Source organism: Mesorhizobium sp. P2_D5 (genome assembly GCF_056404355.1).
The window spans coordinates 667,640-692,895 of sequence record NZ_JBFUEE010000003.1; the positions used below are offsets into that span (position 1 = coordinate 667,640).

General features: G+C 63.8%; 10 protein-coding genes. 8 read left to right on the plus strand and 2 right to left on the minus strand.

What is annotated here, in order from left to right:
- Positions 1 to 33 precede the first annotated feature (33 nt).
- A complete protein-coding gene (locus AC1DYW_RS16560) occupies positions 34 to 5,514 on the minus strand; it encodes an alpha-2-macroglobulin family protein (RefSeq protein ID WP_477226936.1) in 5,481 nt (1,826 codons plus the stop codon).
- A 272-nt stretch (positions 5,515 to 5,786) separates the two neighbouring features.
- Here AC1DYW_RS16560 and AC1DYW_RS16565 point away from each other — a divergent pair, with 272 nt between their 5' ends.
- The 6 genes from AC1DYW_RS16565 (at position 5,787) to AC1DYW_RS16590 (ending at position 20,372) form a co-directional block, all read left to right on the plus strand.
- Positions 5,787 to 7,715 carry an autotransporter assembly complex protein TamA gene (locus AC1DYW_RS16565; protein WP_477226937.1) on the plus strand — a complete coding sequence of 643 codons (1,929 nt, stop codon included), beginning with the start codon at positions 5,787 to 5,789 and terminating at the stop codon, positions 7,713 to 7,715.
- 3 nt (positions 7,716 to 7,718) lie between these two features.
- On the plus strand, positions 7,719 to 13,772 hold the full coding sequence (locus tag AC1DYW_RS16570; RefSeq protein ID WP_477226938.1) for a translocation/assembly module TamB domain-containing protein: 6,054 nt from the start codon (positions 7,719 to 7,721) through the stop codon (positions 13,770 to 13,772).
- Positions 13,773 to 14,037: 265 nt separating this feature from the next.
- Entirely contained in the window at positions 14,038 to 15,690 is a 1,653-nt protein-coding gene (locus AC1DYW_RS16575) for an ABC transporter substrate-binding protein (RefSeq protein WP_477226939.1), read from the plus strand.
- 224 nt (positions 15,691 to 15,914) lie between these two features.
- Complete coding sequence (locus AC1DYW_RS16580; RefSeq protein ID WP_477226940.1) at positions 15,915 to 16,949, plus strand: ABC transporter permease; 1,035 nt, start codon at positions 15,915 to 15,917, stop codon at positions 16,947 to 16,949.
- A gap of 12 nt (positions 16,950 to 16,961) precedes the next feature.
- A complete protein-coding gene (locus AC1DYW_RS16585) occupies positions 16,962 to 18,119 on the plus strand; it encodes an ABC transporter permease (protein WP_457151197.1) in 1,158 nt (385 codons plus the stop codon).
- Positions 18,120 to 18,179: 60 nt separating this feature from the next.
- Positions 18,180 to 20,372 (plus strand): dipeptide ABC transporter ATP-binding protein, encoded by a 2,193-nt coding sequence (locus AC1DYW_RS16590; protein WP_477226941.1) that lies wholly within the window; start codon positions 18,180 to 18,182, stop codon positions 20,370 to 20,372.
- 32 nt (positions 20,373 to 20,404) lie between these two features.
- Here the strand turns inward: AC1DYW_RS16590 and AC1DYW_RS16595 are convergent, their stop codons facing one another.
- Complete coding sequence (locus tag AC1DYW_RS16595; RefSeq protein WP_095091475.1) at positions 20,405 to 20,995, minus strand: transglycosylase SLT domain-containing protein; 591 nt, start codon at positions 20,993 to 20,995, stop codon at positions 20,405 to 20,407.
- Positions 20,996 to 21,212: 217 nt separating this feature from the next.
- Here AC1DYW_RS16595 and AC1DYW_RS16600 point away from each other — a divergent pair, with 217 nt between their 5' ends.
- Both AC1DYW_RS16600 and AC1DYW_RS16605 read left to right on the plus strand, forming a co-directional pair.
- Positions 21,213 to 22,751 (plus strand): trimethylamine methyltransferase family protein, encoded by a 1,539-nt coding sequence (locus tag AC1DYW_RS16600; protein WP_477226942.1) that lies wholly within the window; start codon positions 21,213 to 21,215, stop codon positions 22,749 to 22,751.
- Positions 22,752 to 22,808: 57 nt separating this feature from the next.
- The gene (locus AC1DYW_RS16605) at positions 22,809 to 25,235 is read left to right on the plus strand and encodes a GcvT family protein (RefSeq protein ID WP_457151194.1); all 2,427 of its coding nucleotides are present in this window, start codon (positions 22,809 to 22,811) and stop codon (positions 25,233 to 25,235) included.
- The last annotated feature ends 21 nt before the right edge of the window (positions 25,236 to 25,256 follow it).

Here is a 25,256-nt window from a genome sequence, read left to right on the forward strand (position 1 = left end):
ATCGTTCTGTTCATGATCGCCACCATCGGCGCCTTACGGCGCCTTGACCTCCATCATGCCGGTGGCGGTGCGGGCCGAATATTGCGGCCGGTACATATCCTCCACCGTCGCCGCCGGATGGGCGTAGGTGCCCGGCGTCACCGCGCGCACGACATAGGCCAGCGTGATGTTGCGGTCGCCATCGCCGTCATTGGGGTTGAACGCCGCGACGAAACGGTCGTCGCGGAATTCGAGATGGGCCGCGTCGGTCTGGGCGAGCCAGGAGAAGTTCGACAATTGCGCACTGGAGACCAGGCCCGGATTGTCGATCTCGAAGCCTGCCGGCAACAAGTCGGTGATCAGGAGGCGCGAAGGCCAGCGGTTCTGCTCGTAGATCTTGAGCACAACGACATAGCGTTCGTTCTGCGTCGCCTCGGTGACGTTGGCTTCGGTGCCATCGAGCTTGTAGTAGGTTCGGCCGATGGTGAAGCCGTCGCCGCTGGCCGGCAGCGGCTGGATCGGCGACGCCACGGTGGTGACGACGGCCTGCAGCGGGGTCTTGCCGGTGTTGGCGATGGCGAGCGGGCTGTCGACCAGGTCGCTGCCGTTGATCTGGTTGGAATAACCGCCTGAATGCGGCGCGCCATTGACGGTCAGCGTGATCGAATCATTACCTTCCTTCAATGCGCGGGCCGCCAGCAGCATCCAGGATTCGTCCTGGGTGGTGGTCCAATCGGCTTCGGCGCGTTCTTTCGTCACCAGCTTGATAAGCTCCGGTACGATCGTCGGCACCGGCTTCGATTCCGCCGCCAGCGCCAGCATCGCCGCGCCGTCACGCAGCGGCGAGCCATAGTCGGAGCGGTAGTAGTCATAGTCGGTTGTCGCCTTGGCGAGCTGGAGCGCAGTCTTGAACGTCGCTTCAGCGCGCGGCGTGTCGCCGTAGAGCGCCAGGCTCGCCGCCAACTGGGCAACCGCCATCGGGCTCGAGAAAGCCTCGAGCTGGGTGTCGGCATAATAGCGCAGGTCGCCGATCGAAGCCTTCTTGTTGCGGGCCAGGACGTAGAGGGCGTAGGCGATCTCGCTGCCACGGTCCTGTACGCTCTGGTCGTAGCCGAGCGAGTTCTGCAGGTTGCTCAGCGCCTGGTTCATGGCCAGGCTCGGCACGTCGTATTTCTGCTCGCGCGCCCTGGTCAGGAAGTCGGTGACATAGGCGTCGAGCCAAAGGTCGCCGGAGCCCGGACCCCACAGGCCGAAGCTGCCGGCAGAGGCCTGGTAGCTCAGAACCTTGTAGATGGCATCCTGGATGCGGCCGTGCAGGTCAGGGTCACTGGCCATGCCGATGCCGGACGCCAATTCATTGACGTAGAGAAGCGGCATGGCGCGGCTGGTGGTCTGCTCGGCGCAACCATAGGGGTAGCGGTCGAGCGTCATCAAAAGCGACGGCACGTCGAAGGCTGCAGCCTGCGAAACGCCGACGCTGACGGAAGCGCCGTCGAGCAGGCTTGCCGCCAGGAGCTCCTTGTCGACGCGCAAAGCGCCGCCATTGCCCTTGAGGTCGACGACCAGGCGGGTGGTGACCGGCAATTGCGCCGGACGCACCGGCACGTACAGCGTCTGTTCGACAGCGGTGCCGTCGGCATGGGCAAGCTTGATGGTGATCGAGGCATTGCCCGCCGTCTGTGCGATCAGCGGCACGGTCAGTGTCTGCCGCGTGCCCTTGGCCAGCGTCAGCTTCTCAGGCAGAGGCTTGTCGCCGGTCGACAGGTCGCCGGTCGTGTTTATCGACAGCGCATAGTCACCGGCCGGGCCATCGGTGTCGGCGACATCAAGGCGCATGACGGCGGCGTCGCCAGGCGCCAGGAAGCGCGGCAGGCCGGCGGTGATGACCACCGGATCACGCACGATGACGTCGGACTGCGCATGGCCGACCGCTTCCTTGGTCCAGGCGACAGCCATGACGCGCACGGTGCCGTTGAACTGCGGAATGTCGAAGTCGATCCGCGCCTTGCCGTCGGCGTCGAGCTGAACCGGACCAGAGAAGAAGGCGACCAGCTTTTCGGTCGGCGGACTGCCTTGCGTCTGCATGTTGGCGCCGTCGCCGCCGGTCCTGAGCTTGCCGGTGTTGCCCAGCGAGCCGTCGATCAGGCGGCCGTAGAGGTCGCGGATTTCCATGCCCAGCATGCGTTGGCCAAAGAACCAGTTTTCCGGATCCGGCGCCTTGTAGTTGGTCAGGTTGAGGATGCCGACATCGACGGCGGCAACCATGACATAGGCGTTGCTGCCCGGCTGTACGCCTGCCACCGCGACCGGGATCGACAGCTGCTGGCGCGGCATGGTCTTGTCCGGCGGCGTGAGGGTGACGGCGAGCTTCTTCGAGCCCGGATCGACCTTCAGCCATTTGACGCCGATGGCGCGGGCCGGCATGCGCGATTCCTGCGCGTCGCCAGGCCGGAACAGGGTTGCCGTGACATAGGCGCCGGCGCCCCAGTCGTCACCGACCGGGATGTCGACTGTGCTGCCGCCGGCCGGCACGGTTGCCGTGACGGTCTTCAACAGCTTGTCGGAGCCGATGTTGATCAGGAGTTCGCCGGCAAAATGCGGCGAGACCTTGAGCTTGGCCACTTCGCCGGCGGCATAGGTGTCCTTGTCGAGGGCGATCTCCAGGCCGTCAGGCGTTTCGGTGGTGGTCGAGGACACGTACCAGCCGGCGTCGAACTCGTAGCTGGTCGCCGGTCCCTCGGGATCCGATGTCTCGACCTCGAGGCGGTACTGGCCCCAGTCGACCGGCACGGAGACCGTAGCGTCGCCGTCGGCGCTGAGGTCGACCTGGCCGTTGGCGATCGACTTGGTGAAGGTGACCGGCTCGTAGTTCCACGAGTTGTTGGAGCGGTACCACTGGTAATTGCGTTCGACCTTGACCAGCGTCCATTGGGCGCCTTTCAGCGCCTCACGCTTGCCGTCGGGATCGACAGCGATCAGGCTGAACTTCGCCGTGCCGCCCTGCGGCACTTCATTGTCGGCGAAATCCGGACGGATGCCGATCATATGGCCTTGCGGGCGGATGCCGATGTTGAGCGAACGCTCGATGGCGCGGCCACCGGTTTCGCGCATCCGGACCGTCACCTTGGCGTCGACCAGCTTGGTGGTCGAGGGCAGTTGCTCGACGGAGACCGGGAAGGTCGCCTTGCCGTCATCGCCAACCACCGGCAGATCAGTGAGAGGGGTGACCGTGGGTTCGGCCGACTGCTCATCGGCGAGGCCGAAGGAGAAGCCCTGGAAACGGTCCCAATCGCGGGACGTCGACAGCGTCAACTCGCCTTCCAGCGCCAGGCCTGCTGCCGGCGCACCGTAGAGGAAGCGGCCGTCAATGTTGATGTTGGCGGTTTCGTCCTGTGCGATCTCCTGCTTGTCGACTTTCATGTCGAATTCGATGCGATCCGGCACGAAATCCTCGACCAGGAACATCTGGCTGGCGACAGCCGGCTGCTTGGGATCGGTGTAGATCGACACCGACCAGGTGCCACGCATGGCGTTGGGCTCGAGCGGCAGGTCGACGGCGTGGCCGCCGGCCGATGCGCCGTCGCTGACGATGCGGCGGTCCTCGACGCCATCGGGACGCGAGAAGATGAAGGTCAGCGGCAGGTTCTCGACCGCCTTGGCGGCGCCGTCTCGTGCAAGGGCCGCGACATGAACATCCTCGCCGGCGCGGTAGATGCCGCGCTCGGTCCAGGCATAGACGTCGAGCGCGCCGGGCGCCGCGCGTCCGGTGACGCCGCGGTCGGACAGGTCGAAGCCTGCCCGGCCCATGTCGAGGAAGACGAAATCATTGTCGCCCTGCTTGCCCATCAGCACGGCCGGCACCATGCCGCCGTCGCCTCGCGTCAGACCGGGGTTGAAGACGGCGTGGCCGTCGGCATCCGTGGTCGCGGTGCCGAGAACCTCGTTGTTCCGGGCAACCAGCGTCAGTTCGGCGCCCGAGATCGGCTTGGCGCTGCCCAGCGAACGGGCAAAGACATTGAGCCCGTCCTGGCCGGTATAGGTCGACAGGCCGATGTCGGAGACGACGAACCATTGCGTGGCCATCGAATTGTAGTCGTCGCTCTTGTCGTTGACGGCCTGGGCGGTCAGCACATAGACGCCGGGCTTGCGTTGCGGCAGCGCCTCGTCGACCGGGAAGGAGGTGGTGACCTCCTTGTTCAGATCATTGGCGATGTCGAGCTGGCCGTGCCAGACCGGCTCGCCCATCTGCTCGGAAATGTTGGAGATATCATAGCTGTCGAGCTGGTGGAGGAACTGATAGCCCGAAAGAAGCTGCGCCAGCGAACGGTCGCCGATACGGTAGAGCTTCATCTCGGCCGCGTTCATGTTGACGGTGACGACCGGAATGCCGCGGCGCGCGCCGGCCGGCAGCACGAAGCTGTCGCCGGTGAAGCGGGCCGAGGGCGCCCGGTCCTGCACATAGATCGACAGCACCACGGGGGCGGCGGTCACTTCGCCGATGGCGGCCGGCAGGCCGGCGCGGAAGGTGACCTCGTAATGCTGACCGTGCTCCAGACCTTCGACGCAGATCTGCTTGTCCTTGGCCTCGACGCCCTTGGGCGGCGCGTTGTCGACGGTGACGAACTGTGCGTAGTCGACGCCGGTCTTGACTAGGTCCTCCGAGAATTGCGCGCAAATGCGCGGCGCGCTGGTGTCGGCATCGACCGTGTGGTCGATGACGCGGAAACCCTTGCGGGCCTTCAGATCGGCATAGTCGGCCTGGACCGCCGGCGAGGGGACCAGCGCAAGGCTGGCCTCATAGGCCTGCAGGGCTGGGCGGTAGAGATCGCGCTTGTCGAGGCCGTTGCCGAGCAGCGCCAGCACTTCGGCGCGCGTCTTGGTGGTGCGCGAGAGCTTGTAGGCGTTGAAGGCGGCCGAGGTGCCGTTTGCCGGCAAAGTGGAAGCCTCGGACGTGTTGGCGGCAGGCTGCACGGCTAGCGTTTCGCGCGCCAGGGCGAGCCAGAGCTGGCCATCATCGGGCATGACGGACACGGCACCTTCGTATCTCAGCATGGCGGAGCGGTGATCGCCGGTAAGCACGGACTGTTCGGCGGCATTCGTCAGCGCCGTCAGCCCTTCCGTCGGCTTGACATAGGCCGGACCCAACAGCTTGTTGCGGTATTGCTGGGCCTGATCGGCCATCCAGTTGGGGAAGAAGGCAAGTTCCGGCGGCGCGCCGATGTCGGGGTCGCCATCGATGTTGACGACCTTGCCGGCTACCGCACCGTTGAACGGCTTCAGCTGGTTGTAGTCGGATTTGAGGAAACACCATTTGGCCTTGGTGTTGTAGGTGAAGGCGCGGCAGGCCGGATCACCCAGACATGTGGTCTTGCACTGGTCGAGCGTGACATTCTGGTCGGACCTGAGATCAAAGCCGAAATAATCGGAATTGTCCGATGTCGCGATTCGCCGGGCTTCAGCCGCCTGCGCGACACCATTCCAGGCAAAAAAGAGAAGAATCAGGATCGACAGACCACGAGCCGCGCGCATTGCCATTACACCCTCCCAGACACTGCTGACGTCCAGGCATGATCAAGCATCAGTCATGCTTGTCAACACGAGGACGCGGCAGGGTTCCGCCTGCCAACGGTTTCCTTTCCGGTCGATCGCCGGTAGTAGCTCCATAGGACAGGGGATCACGCTTTCTTGCGGCGACGCAGAAGGTGTGAATTCCAAGCCCGTCCTATTTCAGACAATTGGATTGTGGCCCCTTTACGAGCGCTTCAGAACTTCATTCCAATTTTAGGTTTTCATTCTAGGTTGTCTTAATGCCGGCGCATGAAGAGCAGATGTCAGGGGGTACCGCGCCAGGGCGTGTGCTTTCGCGCGCCCTGCTTTTGGCCATGATCTGCTCAACCGCGCTTGTCGCCGAGGCCGGAAATGCTGCTGCTTTCGAGCTTTTCGGCATCAAGCTGTGGGGATCGTCGAAAGACGAGGACGCCGACATCGTCGACCCCCTGCGCTATGCTGTCACCATTTCCGCGCCCGATGCCGACAAGGATCTCGTCAAGAGGCTCGAAAATGCCTCGGCCCTGAAAAGTGACGAGGAACGCCCGGTTTCCGGCTCGCTCGGGCTGATGGCCAAGGCGCGTAGCGACCGTGAACAGTTGGTCGCGGCGCTCTATGCCGATGCCCGCTATGAAGGCGTCGTCACCATCACCATCGACGGCAAGCGGCTCGACGATTTGCCGCCAGATGCTGAATTCAAGGGCCCGCAACCGGTACCGGTGGTCATCGATATCGCCAGCGGGCCGAAATTCACTCTCGGCAATGTCCGGTTGGAGGGTGACGCGGCGGGGCTGATGAGCGCCGATTATGGCCTGATCGCCGGCGGTGACGCCGGGTCCGGCGCCGTGCTCAAGGCCGAGGCGCTGATCGTTCGGGCGCTGAAGCAGGAGGGCAGGCCGCTGGCCAAGGTGACCGACCGCCAGATCGTCGCCGACCATGCCACTTCGACGCTCGACGTGACGCTGACGGTCGCCGCCGGGCCGGTCGCCGGCTATGGCGACACCACGGTGGAAGGCACCGAGAAGGTCGATCGCGACTTCACCGAATACATGACCGGCCTCAAGCGCGGCCGGCAATACTCGCCCGACGAGATCAGCGATGCGCGCGACCGGTTGCTGGCGCTTGAGGTGTTCAACAGCGTGACGTTCAAGGAAGCTGACAAGCTCGATGCCGACGGCAACATCCCGATCGGCGTCCAGGTCAGCGAGCGCAAGCCACGCTATTTCGGTGTCGGCGGCACCTTCTCCAACACCGATGGCCTCGGCCTGGAGGGCTATTGGGGCCACCGCAACCTATTTGGCCGGGCCGAAAAGCTGCGCATCGACGGGGCCATCAGCGGTATCGGCAGCAACGACCTCAGCGAGCTCAACTACAATGCCGGCATCATGTTCGAAAAACCGGGCGTGATCGGGCCGGAGTCAAAGTTCTTCGCCAGGTTCAAGACCGTGCTCGAGCATCCGGACGCCTATGACCATTTCTCGGTGAAAGGCAGCACCGGCCTGTCCTACGAACTCACCAAGAAGCAGACGGTTTCGGCGGAAGTGTCGCTCGACTATTCGCGAATCCACGATGCTTTCGGCAAGCACAAATATCTGATCGCCAGCATTCCGCTGCAGTATGTCTACGATAACCGTGACAACCGGCTGAACCCGACCGGCGGCTTCCGGGTGCTGGCCTATGCCGAGCCGAGCTATGACATTCTGAACGGTGCGGCCTTCCTCAAGCTCAAGGGCGAGGGTTCAGCCTATCAGTCGCTGGGTTCGGCTTCGAAGTTCGTGCTGGCCGAGCGTGTTGCGGTCGGCTCGATCGTCGGCACCAGTCTTGAAAATGTCCCGGCCGACCGGCGCTTCTATTCCGGCGGCGGCGGTTCGGTGCGCGGCTATGCCTATCAAGGCATCGGTCCCAAGGATTTCACCGGCCAGCCGATCGGCGGTCTGTCCTTCTTCGAAACCTCGGTCGAGATGCGCATCGCCATCACCGACACGATCGGCATCGTGCCGTTCGTCGATGCCGGCACGGTGTCGACCAAATCGGTGCCCAATTTCTCCGATGTCAAAGTCGGTGCCGGTGTCGGCTTGCGCTATGTCACGCCATTCGGGCCGCTGCGCATCGACGCGGCCGTGCCGCTCAATCGTGATCCAGACGATCCGCATTTCGGCATCTATGCCGGTATCGGACAGGCGTTCTGAGCGATGAAGATATTCAGGCGCTTCCTTCGCATTGTCCTCTACACGCTGCTCATCGCTGTCGCCGGGGCGATCGGCGCGCTGGTGGTGTTGACCAAGACCGAGCGTGGACGCGACAATCTTGCCGGCATCATTTCGCGGCTGGCGTCGAGCGAGGACCGCAAGATCACGGTCAGCGGCATCGACGGCATCTGGTCGGGCGCGCTCAGCGTCGACCATGTCGTGCTGGAAGATCGTGAAGGCGCCTGGCTGGTGGCGCGCAAGGTCGCCGTCGACTGGTCGCCGCTGGCACTGCTGTCGAAAAGCTTCAGCGCCGACCGCATCGCGGCCGGGCGCATCGAACTGGCCCGGTTGCCTGTGGCCAGCACGCAGCCGGCGCAGAGTGGCGACACGACGACGCTGCCGGTCTCGCTTGACATCAAGCAGATCGACCTTCCCGAAATCGCGCTCGGCCAGGATCTGGCCGGCAGCGGCATCGCCGAACTTGCCGCCAAGGGCATGCTCAAGGTCGACGCCGCGCCGCTGGCGGTCGAGACGACGCTCAACGTCACCCGCCATGACGGCAAGCAAGGCAATGTCGACGCCAAAGTCCATTTCGCGCCAGCCGACAACAAGCTCGACCTCGATCTGAAGGCATCGGAGCCGGCGGGCGGCATCATCGCCAACCTGCTCAATCTGCCTGATACGCCGCCGGTCGACATCATTGTCTCGGGGACGGGCCCGCTGGCCAACTGGAGCGGCATCGGGACCTTCGTTGTCGACGGCCAGATCGTTACCCAGCTCACCGGGCGCCATCAACTGACCGACAAGGGCAATCACATCGAGGCCAAGGGCGACGGTGATTTCGCGCGCTTCCTGCCGGAGAATTTGAAGCCGCTGTTTGCCGGCAAGACCAGCTTCGATGTCGCCGGCACCGCCACATCGGCCGGCGGTGTCAGTGTCGACCGCGCCAGCATCGACAGCGATGCGGTGCACGGCACCGCATCCGGCATCGTCGATCCTGCCGGTGCCAGCGATCTCGCGGTCGAACTCGCCGCCAAGGGCCTGCCTGTGGTGATCAGCGTCGGCAGCAAGGCGCAGCCAATCACGCTGGCGATCAACAACGCCACCGCACGCGCGTTCGGCGACGGCAAGACGCCGATCATCGACATCAGCGCCTCCTTCGTTTCGATCGTCGCCGGCGGCACGCGGCTGGACGATCTGGCGGCGCAGATCCATTCGGACGGCTTCGATATCCAGAATCGCGCCGGGCCGGTCACCGTCAAGCTGGCGGCGGGTGGCCTCAAAACCGACGTGGCGACACTGGCGCCGCTGGTCACCGGCAAGGTCAATGTCGATCTAGCCGGGTCGGTCAGCAAGGACGCCATTGCCATCGACGAGGGCACGCTGCGCTCCGACGCGGTCAACGCCTCGCTGACCGCCACGGTGGCGCTTGCCGACCTGTCGATGCAGCTCAAGATGAATGCCGATGCCGTGGCGACGGCGTTGCCGCCGCAGATCGCCTCGGTGCTCGGCGCCCGGGTGAAATTCTCGGCCGCGGCGACGCGTGATCCGCAGGGATCCTTTGCCGCCAACTCGATCTCACTCACCTCCGGCACGCTCAGCGCCAGCGGCACCGCCAGCGCGCAAGGCGCCGACATCCAGGCCGATATCAAGGGCAAGCTGGGCGACGTTTCGGTGCTGTCGCCAATGGTTGGCGTGCGGGTGGCCGGCGGCGTCGATTTTGCACTGTCGGCAAGCGGCGCCAGGACGGCGCCGGATTTCACGGTCTCCGCCGACAGCGACAGCCTGACGGCCTCGGGCCGCACGGTGAAGGGCATAAAGCTGACGGCAAGCGGCAAGGCCGACATTGCCAGCCCCTCCGCCAATGTCTCGCTGACCGGTTCCGTCAACGACCAGCCGCTCGACATCAAGGCGGCGCTGGTGACCAGCGAAGGCAAGCGTTCGATCAATGGGTTCCTGGTTTCGCTTGGCGACAACAAGGTCTCGGGCGACCTCGCGCTGGATGACAAATTCATGCCCTTGGGCACGCTGACGCTCGCCGCGCCTGCTATCGACCAATTGGCCGCGCTCGCCGGCCAGGCGGTGACGGGCGACATCGACGGCACCATCCGCTTCGCCAGGGATGGCGACGCGCCCTCGGTGGCTATCGACGCCAAGAGCACGGCGATCGCGCGCGGCGAAGTGACGGCCAAGGCAATCACCGTCAATGCGCTGATTGCCAATTATCTCAAGGCGCCGGCGATCGCCGGTTCAATCAAGGCCGACAGCGTCACCTCGGGAACCACGGAAATCGGCGGCATCGGCGTCGACCTGAAGCGCGATGGCGACTGGACCAATTTTACCGGTGGTGCCACCATATCGGGCATTCCGGCGACCGCTGCCGGCCGGGTCAAGATCGCGGACGGGACGACCAGCATCGAGATCGCTTCGGGTGAAGCCACGGTTCGCGGCATCAAGGCCGCGATCGCGCAGCCATCGACGTTGAGCATTGCCAATGGCACAACCAGCATCGAAAAACTGGCGCTCGATGTCGGTGGCGGCTCGGTGACGCTATCCGGCACCGCCGGCCAGGCTCTCGATCTCGCGGCGCAATTTTCGGCACTGCCGGCAGCACTCGCCAATGATTTTTCGCCCGATCTCGATGCCGTGGGCACGCTCGGTGGTACCGCTGAAGTGACCGGGTCGCCATCTGCGCCCGAGGTTCGGTTCGACGCACAACTGGCCGGCGTCGAAACCAGCCAGACCCGCCAGGCGGAGCTCGGTCCGCTCGCCGTCGATGCAGCCGGCAGCTACACCATGGCCGGCGGCGTCGCTCTCGACCATGCGACGCTCACAGGCGACAAGATTTCTGGGAAGGCGGCGGGCACCCTCAACCCGAACGGCGCCAGCGATTTCGCCCTCGATCTCGCCTCGACCGGAACCAGCTTGCCGCTGACGCTGGGCAGCGCGGAAAGCCCTATCAAGCTTGAACTGCAGGCGCTGTCGGTAAGGGCAGCGGGGCAGGGCACGCAGCCGCGGCTCGATATTTCGGCGGCGCTGCCGTCGGTCGCCACCAAGCTGACCAAGATCGAGGGCGTCGCTGTCGCCCTGCATTCCGATGCTTTCGATCTGAAGGCGCGGACGGGACAGATCTCCGGCACAGTGTCGGCCGACCAGATTGGCCTCGACAACCCAACCATCGCGCCACTGATCGCCGGCAAGGTCACGGCCAAGGTTGCCGGTAGCCTCGCCAAGGATGGCATCACCATCGACAGCGGCTCGGTGACGAGCGATGCGCTGAACAGCGGCTTTAGCGGCCGGGTATCGCTGGCCGATGGTGCCATCGAGCTCAATTTGAAAGCCGACGCAGCCTCCGCTGCGCTGCCGGCGGCGGTGCGCGGCGTGCTTGCCGAACGCGCGGAACTGAGTGCTGCGCTGAAGCGCGATGCGTCGGGCAATGTCAATGTCGACGGATTGAAGCTGGCCTCCGGTGCACTGACTGCCGAGGGGCAGGCAAGCTTTGCCGACAACAAGGTCGCTGCCGACATCAAGGGCGCGCTAGGCGACATCTCGCTGCTCTCGAAAGACGCCAAGGGCGCCATCGGCTTCGCCTTGAACGCACAGGGCCCCGCGACCGCGCCCGATCTGTCGCTAACGGTCGACAGCGATCGGCTTTTGGTGGCCGCTCGCGAGATCACCAGGCTGAAGCTTACCGCCACCGGCAAGGCCGATGCCGCCAACCCGGCGGCGAATGTGCAACTCACCGGCAATGTCGCCGGCCAGCCACTGCAAGGCAGTGCGGTGCTGGCGACAGCGGATGGCAAAAGCGCCATCAACGGCCTGCTGCTGTCGCTTGGCAAGAACAGGATCTCCGGCGATCTGGCGCTGGACGAGAAGTTCGTGCCGGTCGGTACCATCGCGCTCGACCTACCCGATATCGGCCCACTGGCGGCACTTGCGCTGGAAAAGGCGGAAGGCGACGTGCGCGGCACCATCGCCTTTTCCAAGAACGGCACCGCGCCGCAGGTCGCGATCAAGGCGGCGACGGCGTCGATCTCGCGCGGCGATTTGCAGGCAAAGGCCGTTTCCGTCGATGCGCTCATCGCCAACTATCTCGCCGCTCCGGTGATTTCCGGAAAGATCCGCGCCGACACCGTCACATCAGGCGGCACCGTGATCAGCGGCATAAATGTGGATTTGAAGCGCGATGGCGACTGGACCGGCTTTTCCGGTGGCGCCACCGTAAAAGGCATCCCGGCGCAGGCCGCTGGCCGGGTGAAAGTGGCCAACGGCACAACCACCATCGAGCTTGCTTCCGGCCAGGCCACGGTCAAGGGCATCAAGGCGGCCATCGCCCAGGCCTCGACCATCAGCATTGCCAATGGCACGACGACGCTGGACCGGCTGGTGCTCAGCCTGGGCGGCGGCACGGCGACGGTGACCGGCAAGGTCGGCACGGCGCTCGACATCAACGCGACGCTGGCGCGAGTGCCGATGTCACTTGCCAACAGTTTCTCGCCGGGCCTCGATGCCGCCGGTTCGATCTCGGGCACAGCCAAGGTGACGGGTGCGCCGGCGAGCCCCGCTGTTGCCTTCAACATCGATGCGACCGGCGTGCAGACGTCGCAGACCCGGGGTGCGGGTGTCGGTGCGGTGAGTGTTTCTTCGTCCGGCACCTTCGCCGCCAACAAGCTGACCTTCAACGCCAATGTCAGTGATGGAGCCGGCCTTGGCCTCAAGGGCGGCGGCACCGTGACGACGGCAGGCACGCCGGCGCTGGTGCTCGATTTCAATGGCGCCGTGCCGTTCGGCCTGCTCAGCCAGAAGCTTGCCGCGCAGGGGCTGTCCCTGTCTGGAACGGCAAATGTCAACGTGCAGGTTCGCGGTCCAGCGACATCGCCTGTCATCGGCGGCTCGGTCAGCACCTCCGGCGCGCGCCTGGTCGACGCGCGCTCGGGCCTTGCGGTCAACGATATCGCCGCCGACGTATCGATCGCCGGCGGCGTCGCAAGGATCAACCGGCTGACCGGCACGCTGTCGACGCGCGGCAGCCTGTCGGCCAGCGGCACGGTCGGCATCAACCCGGCGCAAGGATTTCCGGCCGATCTGTCGATCAAGCTGGTGGACGGCCGTTATACGGACGGCCGGGTGGTGACCGCCAATCTCGGCGGCGACCTGACGATCAAGGGGCCGCTGACCTCCGCACCGGTGATTGCCGGCACGATCAATCTCGCCAAGACGGTGATCACGGTTCCAGACAGGCTGCCAGGTTCGCTTTCGGCACTCGACGTCAAGCACAAGAATGCGCCGGGCGCCGTGCGGGCGCAGGACAAGGCGCTGCGCCCGCCGACGACCAGTGGCGGTGGCGGCGGCAGCGGCCTCGTCCTCGATGTCACGGTCAACGCGCCGAACCAGATCTTCATCCAGGGCAGGGGCGTCGATGCCGAACTCGGCGGCTCGCTCAGGCTGACCGGCCCGGCTTCGTCGCCGCAAGCGGTCGGCACCTTCACCCTGCAGCGCGGGCGGCTGTCGATTCTTGGCAAGCGGCTGACCTTCACCGAAGGCACGGTCGGCTTCTCCGGCTCGCTGGTGCCTTACCTTAATTTGACGGCGACAACGACGACGACCTCCACCACCGTCACCATCGTGGTGTCGGGTGAGGCGACCAATCCGAAATTTACCTTCTCCTCGGTGCCGGCGCTGCCCGAGGATGAGGTGCTGGCGCAGCTGATCTTCGGGCGCTCGATGTCGAACCTGTCGCCGCTGCAGATCGCCCAGCTCGCCGAAGCGGCCGGGCAACTGGCCGGAGTCGGTGGCTCGACGTCGCTGCTTGAAAACCTGCGCAGCGCAATCGGCGTCGACGATCTCGACGTCACCACCGACGACCAGGGCGGCACGGCGGTTTCGGCGGGCAAGTATCTGAACGACCGCACCTACGTGACGATCCAGAAAGGCGACAAGCCCGGTTCCGGCAAGGCGACCATCGACCTCAATGTCGGGCGCGGCGTCAAACTGCGCGGCGAGGCCAATGATGCCGGCGAGGCCAAGGGCGGCATCTTCTACGAGAAAGAATATTGATACTTCGACGGGGCTTTTGGCCCCATGATGGCCCAAGGCTGGCGCTGTCCGCCCTTCAGTAAATGTCTCAGTTTATTCGACTATCGAGATTCCAGAGGAATCAGTCGGGCAGTAGCAATTTTGCGCCAAGACTGTCGTTATCACGCGAACCGCTCGCTTTCCAAAGTTGCACATTCGCTAACATGTTCCAATCCATACCGGCTTTGACATCATGGCCTGGATGCGGAATGTTAAAAGGCGGAAAGCCAACAATGGGAGTTAAGTCATGACAATTTATGAGAGTAACGGCGATCGCGTTCCCGATCACATCCTGGCCATGGCCGAAGACGCCAAGGCAGGCACGGTGGATCGCCGCGAATTCCTGGCCATGGCCAGCGTGTTCGGCGCGTCGACGGCAATGGCTTACGGCTTGCTCGGCCTCGCCGACCCGACGCCGGCGAAGGCCGAAGAGGTAAAAGGCAAGAAGGGCGGCACGCTGAAGATCGCCCAGTGGATCAAGGATCCGAAGGACCCGCGCAAAGCCGACTGGTCGGAAATCGCCAACGCCGAGCGCCAGGCGCTCGAGCCACTGGTCAAGTACACTTCCGAATACACGTTCCGCCCCTATCTGCTGGAAAGCTGGGACGTGAACGACGACGCCACGCAGTACACACTGCATGTACGCAAGGGCGTCACCTGGTCGAATGGCGACCCCTTCACCGCCGATGACGTCATCTTCAACCTCAAGCGCTGGGCCGACAAGAAGGCCGAAGGTAATTCCATGCCCGGCCGTCTTGGCTCGCTGGTCAAGGACGACAAGCTCGACGAAAGCGCCGTGACAAAGCCGGACGACCACACGGTCGTGCTGAAGCTCGCCAAGCCTGACATCGCGCTGATCCCGAACATGTGCGACTATCCCGGTCTCATCGTTCACAAGAGCTTCGATGAGAAGGGCGGCGATTTCAAATCCTGCCCGATCGGCACCGGCCCGTTCGAACTCGTCTCCTATGATGTCGGCCAGAAAGTGGTCTACAAGCGCCGCACCGACGACAAGTGGTGGGACGGCGAAGTGTTCCTCGATGGCCTGGAATTCATCGACTACGGCACCGATCCGGCAGCCATGGTCAGCGCTTTCGAAGCCGGCGAAGTCCACACCAACTTCGAGACCTCGGCCGACTATGTGTCGATCCTCGACGGCATGGACCTGGTCAAGTCGGAAATCGTCACGGCGTCGACCATCGTTTGCCGCACCAACGTCAACAACAAGCCCTATGGCGATCAGAAGGTACGCAACGCGTTGCAGCTTGCGGTCGACAACAATGTCGTTCTTCAGCTCGGCTACGGCAATGCCGGCACCGTTGCCGAAAACCACCATGTCTGCCAGATTCACCCGGAATATTTCGAGCTTGCGAAGGTCGCCCGCGATCCGGCCAAGGCAAAGGCGTTGATGGCGGAGGCAGGCCAGGCCGACTTCGAGCACGATCTGATCACCGTCGACGAGGACTGGCACAAGAACACCGGCGATGCGATCGCCGCCCAGATGCGCGACGCCGGCCTCAAGGTGAAGCGCACCGTGCTGCCTGGCTCGACGTTCTGGAACGATTGGACCAAGTATCCGCTGTCGATGACCAACTGGAACATGCGGCCGCTTGGCGTCCAGGTGCTTGCGATCGGCTATCGCACAGGCGAGGCCTGGAACGAGACGGCCTGGTCGAACCCCGACTGGGACGCCAAGCTCAATGCCGCGCTCGCCGTTGCCGACGCCGCCAAGCGCAAGGAAATGATGAAGGACATCGAGCAGATCCTGCAGGATTCCGGCATCTTGATCCAGCCGTACTGGCGCAAGCTCTACAGCCACTCGGTCAAGGCGGTGCAGAACTATAAGATGCATCCGACCTTCGAGCGCGACTACGGCAAGGTCTGGCTCGACCAGGCTTGATCGCACGGACAAGGGGAAGGGGCATCAGCCCCTTCCCTCGCTGTTGGCATCATCCGTCCCTGCAGGTCCGCTTCTCAAGAAAGTTGCGGACTCCCGGGCAAGGTCATGCAACAAAAACAGGGTTGATCGCATCCGAAGGCCTGTTTGACAGCCAGCCCCGCCGGTCACGGCAGGGTTGGCTTTCATAGCCGGCTCAAACCCCAACCCATCGGCAGGGGACCGCCATGCTTTCTTTCGTTATCAGGCGCCTTGGCACCATGGCATTGACGATGCTGTGCCTGACCATGATCGTCTTCTTCCTGATCAACCTTGAACCCAATCTGAAGAAGCTGGCGATCAGCCAGACCGAAATGCATACCTCGGCCGAGCAGCTCGAAAGCTGGCTGGTCAACCATGGCTACCGGCAGAACTTCTTCGTCCGCTATGGGCAGTGGCTGGGCGTCGTGCCCAAGCAGCCGGTGACCGACCCGGCGACCGGCAAGCCGGCGCAGCGTTTCTCCTTCTGCAACGATCCGGTCGTGCCGACCTTCGCTGGCGTTCTCGAGGGCGATTTCGGCTGCTCTACCAAATTCAAGGCTAGCGTCGCCTCGAAACTGTTTCCCGCCCTTGGCGCGACCGGCACCCTGATGCTCTGCGTGCTGGCGGTAATGGTGCCGATCTCGCTGCTGATCGGCATTCTGGCCGGCATGCGCGAAGGGTCGCGAACCGACCGCGTGCTGTCGGTGGCCTCGATCGCCTCGACCGCGACACCCGAATATGTGTCGGGCGTCATCTTCACCGTCATCTTCGCCTCATGGCTTGGCTGGTTGAACGGCTCGGCGGCATCGGCCAGCCAGGGCATCACCTTCTACAATTTCACTTTGCCGGTCATGACGCTGGCGATCTACGGCATCGGCTACATCGCCCGCATGACGCGCGCTTCGATGGTCGAGGTGATGACGCAGCAATATATCCGGACCGCCCGATTGAAGGGTCTCTCCTTCGGCAGCGTGGTGGTGAAGCACGCGCTGCGCAATGCGCTGATCGCGCCATTCACCGTCATCATGCTGCAGTTTCCCTGGCTGCTCACTGGCGTCGTCATCGTCGAGGTGATGTTCCGCTACCAAGGCTTCGGCTACACGCTGGTCGAGGCGGCCGGCAACAACGACATCGACCTGCTGCTCGGCTGCTCGCTGGTTTCGGTGTTCATCGTCTTGATCACGCAGCTCATTTCCGATGTCGGCTACGCGTTTCTCAATCCGCGTATCAGAGTTCAGTAGGGGGCGAAGCGGATGCCGATCCAATACATCAGTGCGTTCACCGTCGTTCTCGAAGTGCTGTCGCGCTTCTGGCCGGTCTGGATCGCGCTCCTCATCGTCATGGGAGCGAGCTTCGCCTACAAGAAGAAGCTGGCGCTCTACGGCCAGCTGTTCGACAGCGGCGTAGGCATAGTCGGCGTCGGCATCTGCCTGTTCTGGCTGTTCACGGCAATCTTCGCCGCGACCATCTCGCCCTTCGATCCGCTGGCCCAGGTCCCGATCATGAAGGACGTGCTGCCGGGCGCCATCGAACCGCAATCGGGACTGACCTATCTGTTCGGTGGCGACAAGCTGGCGCGCGACGTGTTTTCGCGCATGGTCTATGGCAGCCAGATCGTACTGATCATCGCGCCTGCCGCGACGGGCTTCGCGCTGATGGTCGGCATCACGCTCGGCTTGCCGGCCGGCTACTACGGCGGCAAGATCGACACAGTGCTGTCGTTCCTGGCCAATCTGGTGCTGGCCTTCCCGGTGATCCTGCTGTTCTACCTGCTGGTGACGCCGGGCATCATGGACACGCCGATCCCCTATGCGATGGCCGGCGTGTTCTTCCTGTTTCCGATCATCTTCTTCAGCGTGCTGTTCTGGACGCGCTACAAGAACCGGCCCGATCGGCTCTACATCCTGCTCGGCATCACCCTGATCGTCGGTGGCTGGATCTATGCCGGCCTGGTGTTCGACGCCGATCCACTGAAGATCGTGCACATCGACCCCAACCAGCTCAACATCTTCGTGGCGGTGGTGTTCGCCTCCAGCCCCGGCGTGTTTCGTATCGTGCGCGGCCTGGTGATGGACATCAAGACGCGCGATTATGTGGCGGCGGCACAGACGCGGGGTGAATCGCCCTGGTACATCATGCTGTGGGAGATCCTGCCCAATGCACGCGGGCCGCTGATCGTCGATGCCTGCCTGCGCATCGGTTACACCACGATCCTGCTCGGCACGCTCGGTTATTTCGGCCTTGGCCTGGCGCCCGAAAGTCCGGACTGGGGCACCGCGATCAAGGACGCCAGCCGCCTGCTGCGCTCCTTCATCCACCCGGCGCTGCCGCCGACGATCGCACTGATGTCGTTCGTGCTGGGCTTGAACCTGTTGGCCGACTCGCTGCGCGAACAATCGATGAAAGACTGATGGACGGATCTTCAACCCCAAGAGCGAAGAGCCGGCCTGAAACAAGGATTGGAGCGACCCATGAATGAGGCAGTTCGAAATCCCGCCAAGCCGACCAATGGGCCGATCATCGAGATCGAAAACCTGTCGATCTCCTTCTTCACCCGCAAGGGCGAAATCCCGGCGGTCATGGATTTTTCCTGCACGGTCATGCCGGGCGAGGCGATGGGCATCGTCGGCGAATCCGGCTGCGGCAAGTCGACCGTGTCGCTCGGCATCATGCGCGACCTCTCCAACATCGGAAAGATCGTCGGCGGCAAGATCAAGTTCCAGGGCAAGGACATGGGCGAGCTCTCCGATGAGGAGCTGCGCGCCATCCGCGGGAACAAGATCGCCATGATCTACCAGGAACCGATGGCGAGCCTCAATCCGGCGATGAAGGTCGGCCAGCAATTGATGGAAGTGCCGCTGATCCACGACAAGGTGTCGAAGGAAGAGGCTTACAAACGGGCGCTCGAAATGGTGCGTTCGGTCAAGCTTCCCGACCCCGAGCGCATGATGCGCTCCTATCCGCACCAGCTCTCCGGCGGTCAGCAGCAGCGTATCGTCATCGCCATGGCGCTTTTGTCGAAGCCGGCGCTGCTTTTGCTGGACGAGCCGACGACGGCGCTCGACGTGACAGTCGAGGCGGGCATCGTCGACCTGGTCAAGGGGCTGGGCGAGAAGTTCGGCACCTCGATGATCTTCGTGTCGCACAATCTGGGTCTCATCCTGGAGACCTGCGACCGCATCACGGTGATGTATTCGGGCGAGGCGGTGGAGACCGGCAAGATCAAGGACGTGTTCGACCGCATGCGCCATCCCTATACGCAAGGGTTGTTCCGCTCGATCCCGCTGCCCGGCGCTGACAAGAATTCACGGCCGCTGATCTCGATTCCCGGACAGCTGCCGCTGCCGCATGAGCGGCCCAAAGGCTGCAATTTCGGCCCGCGCTGTCACCATTTCGTCGAGGGCGTCTGCAATGCCGCCGAGATCCCGATGATCGAGGTCGCGGGCCACGAAGGCCATTTCTCGCGCTGCGTGCGTTTCAACGAGATCGACTGGGAGGCCCTGCCGCCCGGCGCCAAGAAGGTCAATGAGCGCGTCGTGCCCGGCGCGCCGGTGCTCAAGATCGAGGATCTGAGAAAATACTACAAGGTCGGCGGCAGTGAGGTGTTCGGCTCGAGCGAAGGCCGCGTCGTCAAGGCCAACGAGACGATCTCGTTCATGGCGCGCGAATCCGAGACGGTCGCCATCGTCGGTGAATCCGGCTGTGGAAAGTCGACATTGGCCAAGGTGCTGCTCGGGCTTGAGACGGCAAGCTCCGGCAGCGTGACGCTGGGCAATACGGAAATCCAGTCGACCGGCATCGAGAAGCGCAGCGTCGACACCGTGTCGTCGATCCAGATGGTGTTCCAGAACCCGTTCGACACGCTCAATCCCAGCCATTCGGTCGGTTCGCAGATCATCCGCACGCTGGAGAAATTCAACGTCGGCAAGACGGTTGCCGACCGCCGCAAGCGCATGCTGGAACTGCTCGACCTGGTGAAGCTGCCGCGGGCGTTCGAGACCCGCAAGCCGCGCCAGTTGTCCGGCGGCCAGAAGCAGCGCATCGGCGTGGCGCGGGCCTTTGCCGGCGACGCCAAGGTGGTGGTGGCCGACGAGCCGGTGTCGGCGCTCGACGTGTCCGTGCAGGCGGCGGTGACCGAACTCTTGATGGACATCCAGCGCAAGAACAAGACGACGATGCTGTTCATCAGCCACGATCTGTCGGTCGTGCGCTACATCGCCGACCGTGTCGTCGTGATGTATCTCGGCTACATCGTCGAGCAAGGCACGACCGACCAGATCTTCGCGCCGCCCTATCACCCCTATACCGAGGCGCTGCTGTCGGCGATCCCGATCGCCGACACCAGCGTGGTGAAGCGGCACATCGTGCTGGAGGGCGACATTCCTTCGGCGATGAACCCGCCGTCGGGCTGTCCGTTCCAGACACGCTGCGGCTACAAGAAACTTGTGCCGGACAATCTGTGCGAGACCAAGGTGCCGCCGGTCAAGAACCTGGGCGACGGCCATATGAGCCTGTGCTGGCTGGCGGACGACGTGCTGGCCAAAATGGAGCCGGTGATCAAGTTCGACAAGGAACACGCCGCGCATGAGGGCGTGCCGGAAGACGCGCCGCATGTTTCGGAGGCGCCTACGCCCAAGCCCCCACGCGGCAAAAAGCCGAACTGACGGGCGCAGTCGGAGTTAGCGCAGCGGCGCGTTCAGTTGCCGCACTGGCTCAGTTGCTGCGCATAGTCCCGCGCCATCTTTTCGGTGGCCCTCGCATAGCCCTGGACGCCGGCATCGCCGCGGTTGCCGCGGCCATAGGCGGTCCAGCCGAGATAGTAGGCGAGATAGAGATTGTAGGTGTCGTTGCGGGCGACACCATAGCTGTCTGCCGTCTTGGAGTGATACCAGCCGACGAAATCGACGGCGTCGGCAAATTTGGTCCGCCGCGCCGCCCAGTTGCCAGTCTCTCTCTGATATTGCGACCAGGTGCCATCCAGTGCCTGCGAGAAGCCGGTGGCCGACGAGACGTGCTTCCATGGAATGAAGCCGAGCAGCTTGGTGCGCGGCGGCCGGGCGTTGCTCTTGAAGCCGGATTCCTTGCGCACCGTCGCCATCAGCACGGGGACCGGCACGCCGTATTTCTGCTGCGTGTGCTCGGCGGCCGACTGCCAGTTGTCGAACCAGCCATCGTTCTGGTCGAAGACGGCGCAGACATTGTTGATATGACTGGGCGCCGTGGCGCAGGCCGAAAGCGCCAGCAGCACGCAAACCGCACCAATCTTACTAAAACTCGAACTACGCATTGGAGGAGCAATAGGGCGAAAACATAAAAGGAATCTTGCGACGTTCGTTAATGCCTCACCGGCGTAGCTGCTCGACAAAATCCATTGCCAATAACACGACGCATTTTGTCGTTTTTCCTAAATGGACACTGCAGAAATGCCGCCGTGGCTAAAATCACGTCCGCAAACGGCGTATTTCTGACAGCTTGCCCGGTTTGCCGGGGCTTTGATGTCAGGCATGAACGAACCAAGACGCAAGCGCGGCGCCGAGCGCACCAGCAACAGGGGGCCATCGGCCATCCCGCAATTGCCGCTCCGGCGCGTGACCAATCCCTATCCGCCAATGGCAATGCTCTCGGCCGACCAGATCGAGCAGATCCATCAGGCGTCGATGCACATATTGGAGAATTTCGGCATCGAGGTGATGAGCCCGCGCGCGCTATCGCTGTTCGAGAAGGCCGGCGCCAGCGTCGATCATGCCTCGGCGAATGTCCGCATCGATCGCGGCCTCGTCGCCGAGGCGCTGAAGACCACGCAGTCCAGCTATGTGCTGACGCCGCGCAATCCGGCCAACGCCATTCATCTCGGCGGCAACACCATCAATTTCACGCTTGTCGCCGGGCCGCCCAATGTGCATGACATGGAACGCGGCCGCCGCGCCGGCAATCTGCGCGACTATTCCGACCTCACCCGGCTGGCGCAGCACTTCAACTGCATCCACATGCTCGGCAACCAGGTCTGCGCGCCGGTGGAACTGCCGGCGAATTCCCGCCATCTCGACACCTATTTCACCAATCTGACGCTGACCGACAAGAGCTTCCATGTCTCGGCGATCGGGAGGGGTAGGGCGCTGGACGGCATCGAGATGATGGCGATTGCGCGCGGGCTGACGCTGGACCAGATGCGCGACGATCCCGGGATCACCACCATCATCTCGGTCAACTCGCCGCGCCGCTTTGACGAGATGATGGCCGAGGGGCTGATGACCATGGCCGAGTTCGGCCAGTCGGTGGCGGTGACGCCGTTCACGCTGATGGGGGCGATGAGCCCGGTGACGCTGGCCGGCGCGCTGGCGCAACAGAATGCCGAAGCGCTGTTCGGCGTGGTGCTGACGCAGTTGGTGCGCCCCGGTGCGCCGGTCATGTATGGCGCCTTCACTTCCAATGTCGACATGAAGTCGGGCGCGCCGGCCTTCGGCACGCCGGAGAATACCAAGGCCAACATCGCGTCGGGGCAGTTGGCGCGACGCTACAATCTGCCCTACCGCACCACCCCGGGTTCCGCCTCCAACGCCGCCGATGCGCAGGGCGCGTATGAGACGCTGATGGCGCTGTGGGGCGCGGTGCTCGGCCATGGTAATCTCGTCTACCATGCCGCCGGCTGGCAGGAGGGCGGACTGACCGCTTCGTTCGAGAAGCTCATCATCGATGTCGAGATGATCCAGCACATGATGGAGTTCCTGCGCCCGATCGAGGTCAACGAGGCGGAGCTTGCCGTCGAGGCTTTGGGCGCGGTGCCGACCGGCGGCCATTTCTTCGGCGAGCCGCATACGCTCGAGCGTTACGCCACCGCCTTCTACCAGCCGATGCTGTCCAATTGGCAGAATTACGAAGCCTGGCAGGAAGCCGGTGGCCTCGACGCCACGGCGCGGGCGACGCGGCTGTGGAAGAAGGCGCTCGAGGACTATGTCGAGCCGGTGATGGATATCGCCGTGCGCGAGGCGCTCGATGCCTACATGGCCAAGCGGCGCGAAGCGATCGGGCAGGGCGAGCCGTGATGCCTTGCGTTTCGATTCATCTCACCCATTCAACACACTGATATCAGAGAAAAATCCATGAAATCGCATGCAAAGGTCGTGGTCATTGGCGGCGGCGTCGTCGGGTGCTCCGTACTGTTCCATCTGGCCCGCCATGGCTGGACCGACGTCGTGCTTCTGGAGCGTGACGAGCTGACCTCAGGCTCGACCTGGCACGCGGCCGGCGGCATGCACACGATCAATGGCGACCCCAACGTCGCCAAGCTGCAGAAATACACCATCAACCTCTACAAGGAGATCGAGGAGCTTTCCGGCCAGGCGACCGGCGTGCACCTGACCGGCGGTGTGCTTCTGGCGGCGACCGAGGCGCGGCTGGACTGGCTGCGCGGCGTCGTCGCCAAGGGGCGCTATCTCGGCATCGAGCTTGAGGAGATCTCGCCCAGCGAGGCGGCCGAACTGATGCCGCTGCTCGATCCCAAGCAGTTCGTCGGCGCTGTCAGAAACAAGGAGGACGGCCATCTCGATCCGTCGGGGGTGACCCATGCCTATGCCAAGGCGGCGCGCAAACTCGGCGCCGAGGTCGAGCGCTTCACCAAGGTCGAGGACATCGTGCGGCGCGCCGATGGAATGTGGCACGTCATCACCAACAAGGGCGAGGTGGTGGCCGAGCATGTCGTCAATGCCGGCGGCCTGTGGGCGCGCGAGGTCGGCCGCATGGTCGGGCTCGAACTGCCGGTGCTGGCGATGGAGCATATGTACCTGATCACCGAGGACATGCCGGAGGTCGCTGCCTGGAACGCCAAGACCGGCACGGAGATCATCCACGCGGTCGATTTCGATGGCGAGCTCTATCTGCGCCAGGAACGCGGCGGCATGCTGATGGGTACCTATGAGAAGGCCAACAAGCCGTGGTCCGAGTTCCAGACGCCGTGGAATTTCGGCCATGAATTGCTGGCGCCGGACATCGACCGCATCGCGCCGTCGCTCGAGGTCGGCTTCCGGCATTTCCCGGCGTTCCAGAACACTGGCATCAAGCAGATCATCAACGGCCCCTTCACCTTCGCGCCGGACGGCAACCCGCTGGTCGGGCCGGTGCGCGGCCTGCCGGGTTTCTGGGTTGCCTGTGGAGTCATGGCCGGCTTCAGCCAAGGCGGCGGCGTCGGCCTGGCGCTGTCCAACTGGATGATCGAGGGCGATCCCGGCGCGGATATCTGGGCGATGGACGTCGCGCGCTATGGCGACTGGGCGACAATGGCCTACACCAACGCCAAGGTGCGCGAGAACTATTCCAGGCGCTTTTCGATCCGCTTCCCCAATGAGGAACTGCCCGCCGGGCGGCCGCTGAAGACGACGCCGGTCTATGACCTGCTGTCGGCCAAGGGCGCGCAATGGGGCGTCGCCTATGGGCTCGAGGTGCCGCTCTGGTATGCGCCCGAAGGTGTCAAGGACGAGTTCTCGTGGCGCCGCTCGAGCGATTTCACCCAGGTCGCCAGGGAGGTCGCGACCGTTCGCGACGGCGTCGGCCTGTCAGAGATTTCGAGCTTCGCCAAATACAAGGTGGCGGGCGAGGGGGCGGCCGCCTGGCTCGACCGGATGCTCGCCTGCAAGCTGCCCAGGCCCGGCCGCATGACGCTGGCGCCGATGCTGAAGGATGATGGCAAGCTGATCGGCGACTTCACACTGGCCAATATCGGCAGCGAAGGCTGGTTCCTCGCCGGCTCCGGCATCGCCGAGCAATACCACATGCGCTGGTTCGAGAAGCACCTGCCTGCCGATGGTTCGGTTCGCATCGAGGCGCTGGGGCCAAAACTCACCGGCCTGGCGATCGCCGGGCCGAGAGCGCGCGAAGTGCTGGCCAAGGTCAGCCGCGCGGATGTCTCCAACGCCGCGTTTCCCTTCATGGCGGTTGCAAGAATGGACATCGGCATGGCGCCTTGCCTGGTCGGCCGCGTCAGCTACACAGGCGACCTCGGCTACGAGATCTGGGTGGCGCCGGAGTATCAGCGCGCTGCATTCCAGGCCCTGATGGCGGCCGGCGAGGAATTCGGCATCGGCCTGTTTGGCTCGCGGGCGCTGAACGCGCTGCGGCTGGAGAAGAACTACGGTTCATGGGCGCGCGAGTACCGGCCGATCTATGGGCCACTGGAAGCCGGTCTCGACCGCTTCGTTGCGTATAGCAAGGATGCGGATTTCATCGGCAAGGCCGCGGCGCTCGCCGAGCGCAAGCAGGGCGGCAAGCTGCGCCTTCGCGCCTTCATCGTCGATGCCGACGACGCCGATGTCATCGGCGACGAGCCGATCTGGTTCGATGGCGCGGTGCGTGGCTGGGTGACTTCGGGTGGCTACGCGCATCACTCGAAACAATCCGTCGCCGTGGGCTATGTGCCGAAGGAGATCGCCGACGAGAGCGACGGCTTCGAGATCGAGCTTTTGGGCAAGCGGCATGCGGCGCGCGTGCAGGCGGCGCCACTGTTCGATGCCAATTTCGAGAGGATGCGCGCTTGAGCACGCATCCCTCCCAAGGTG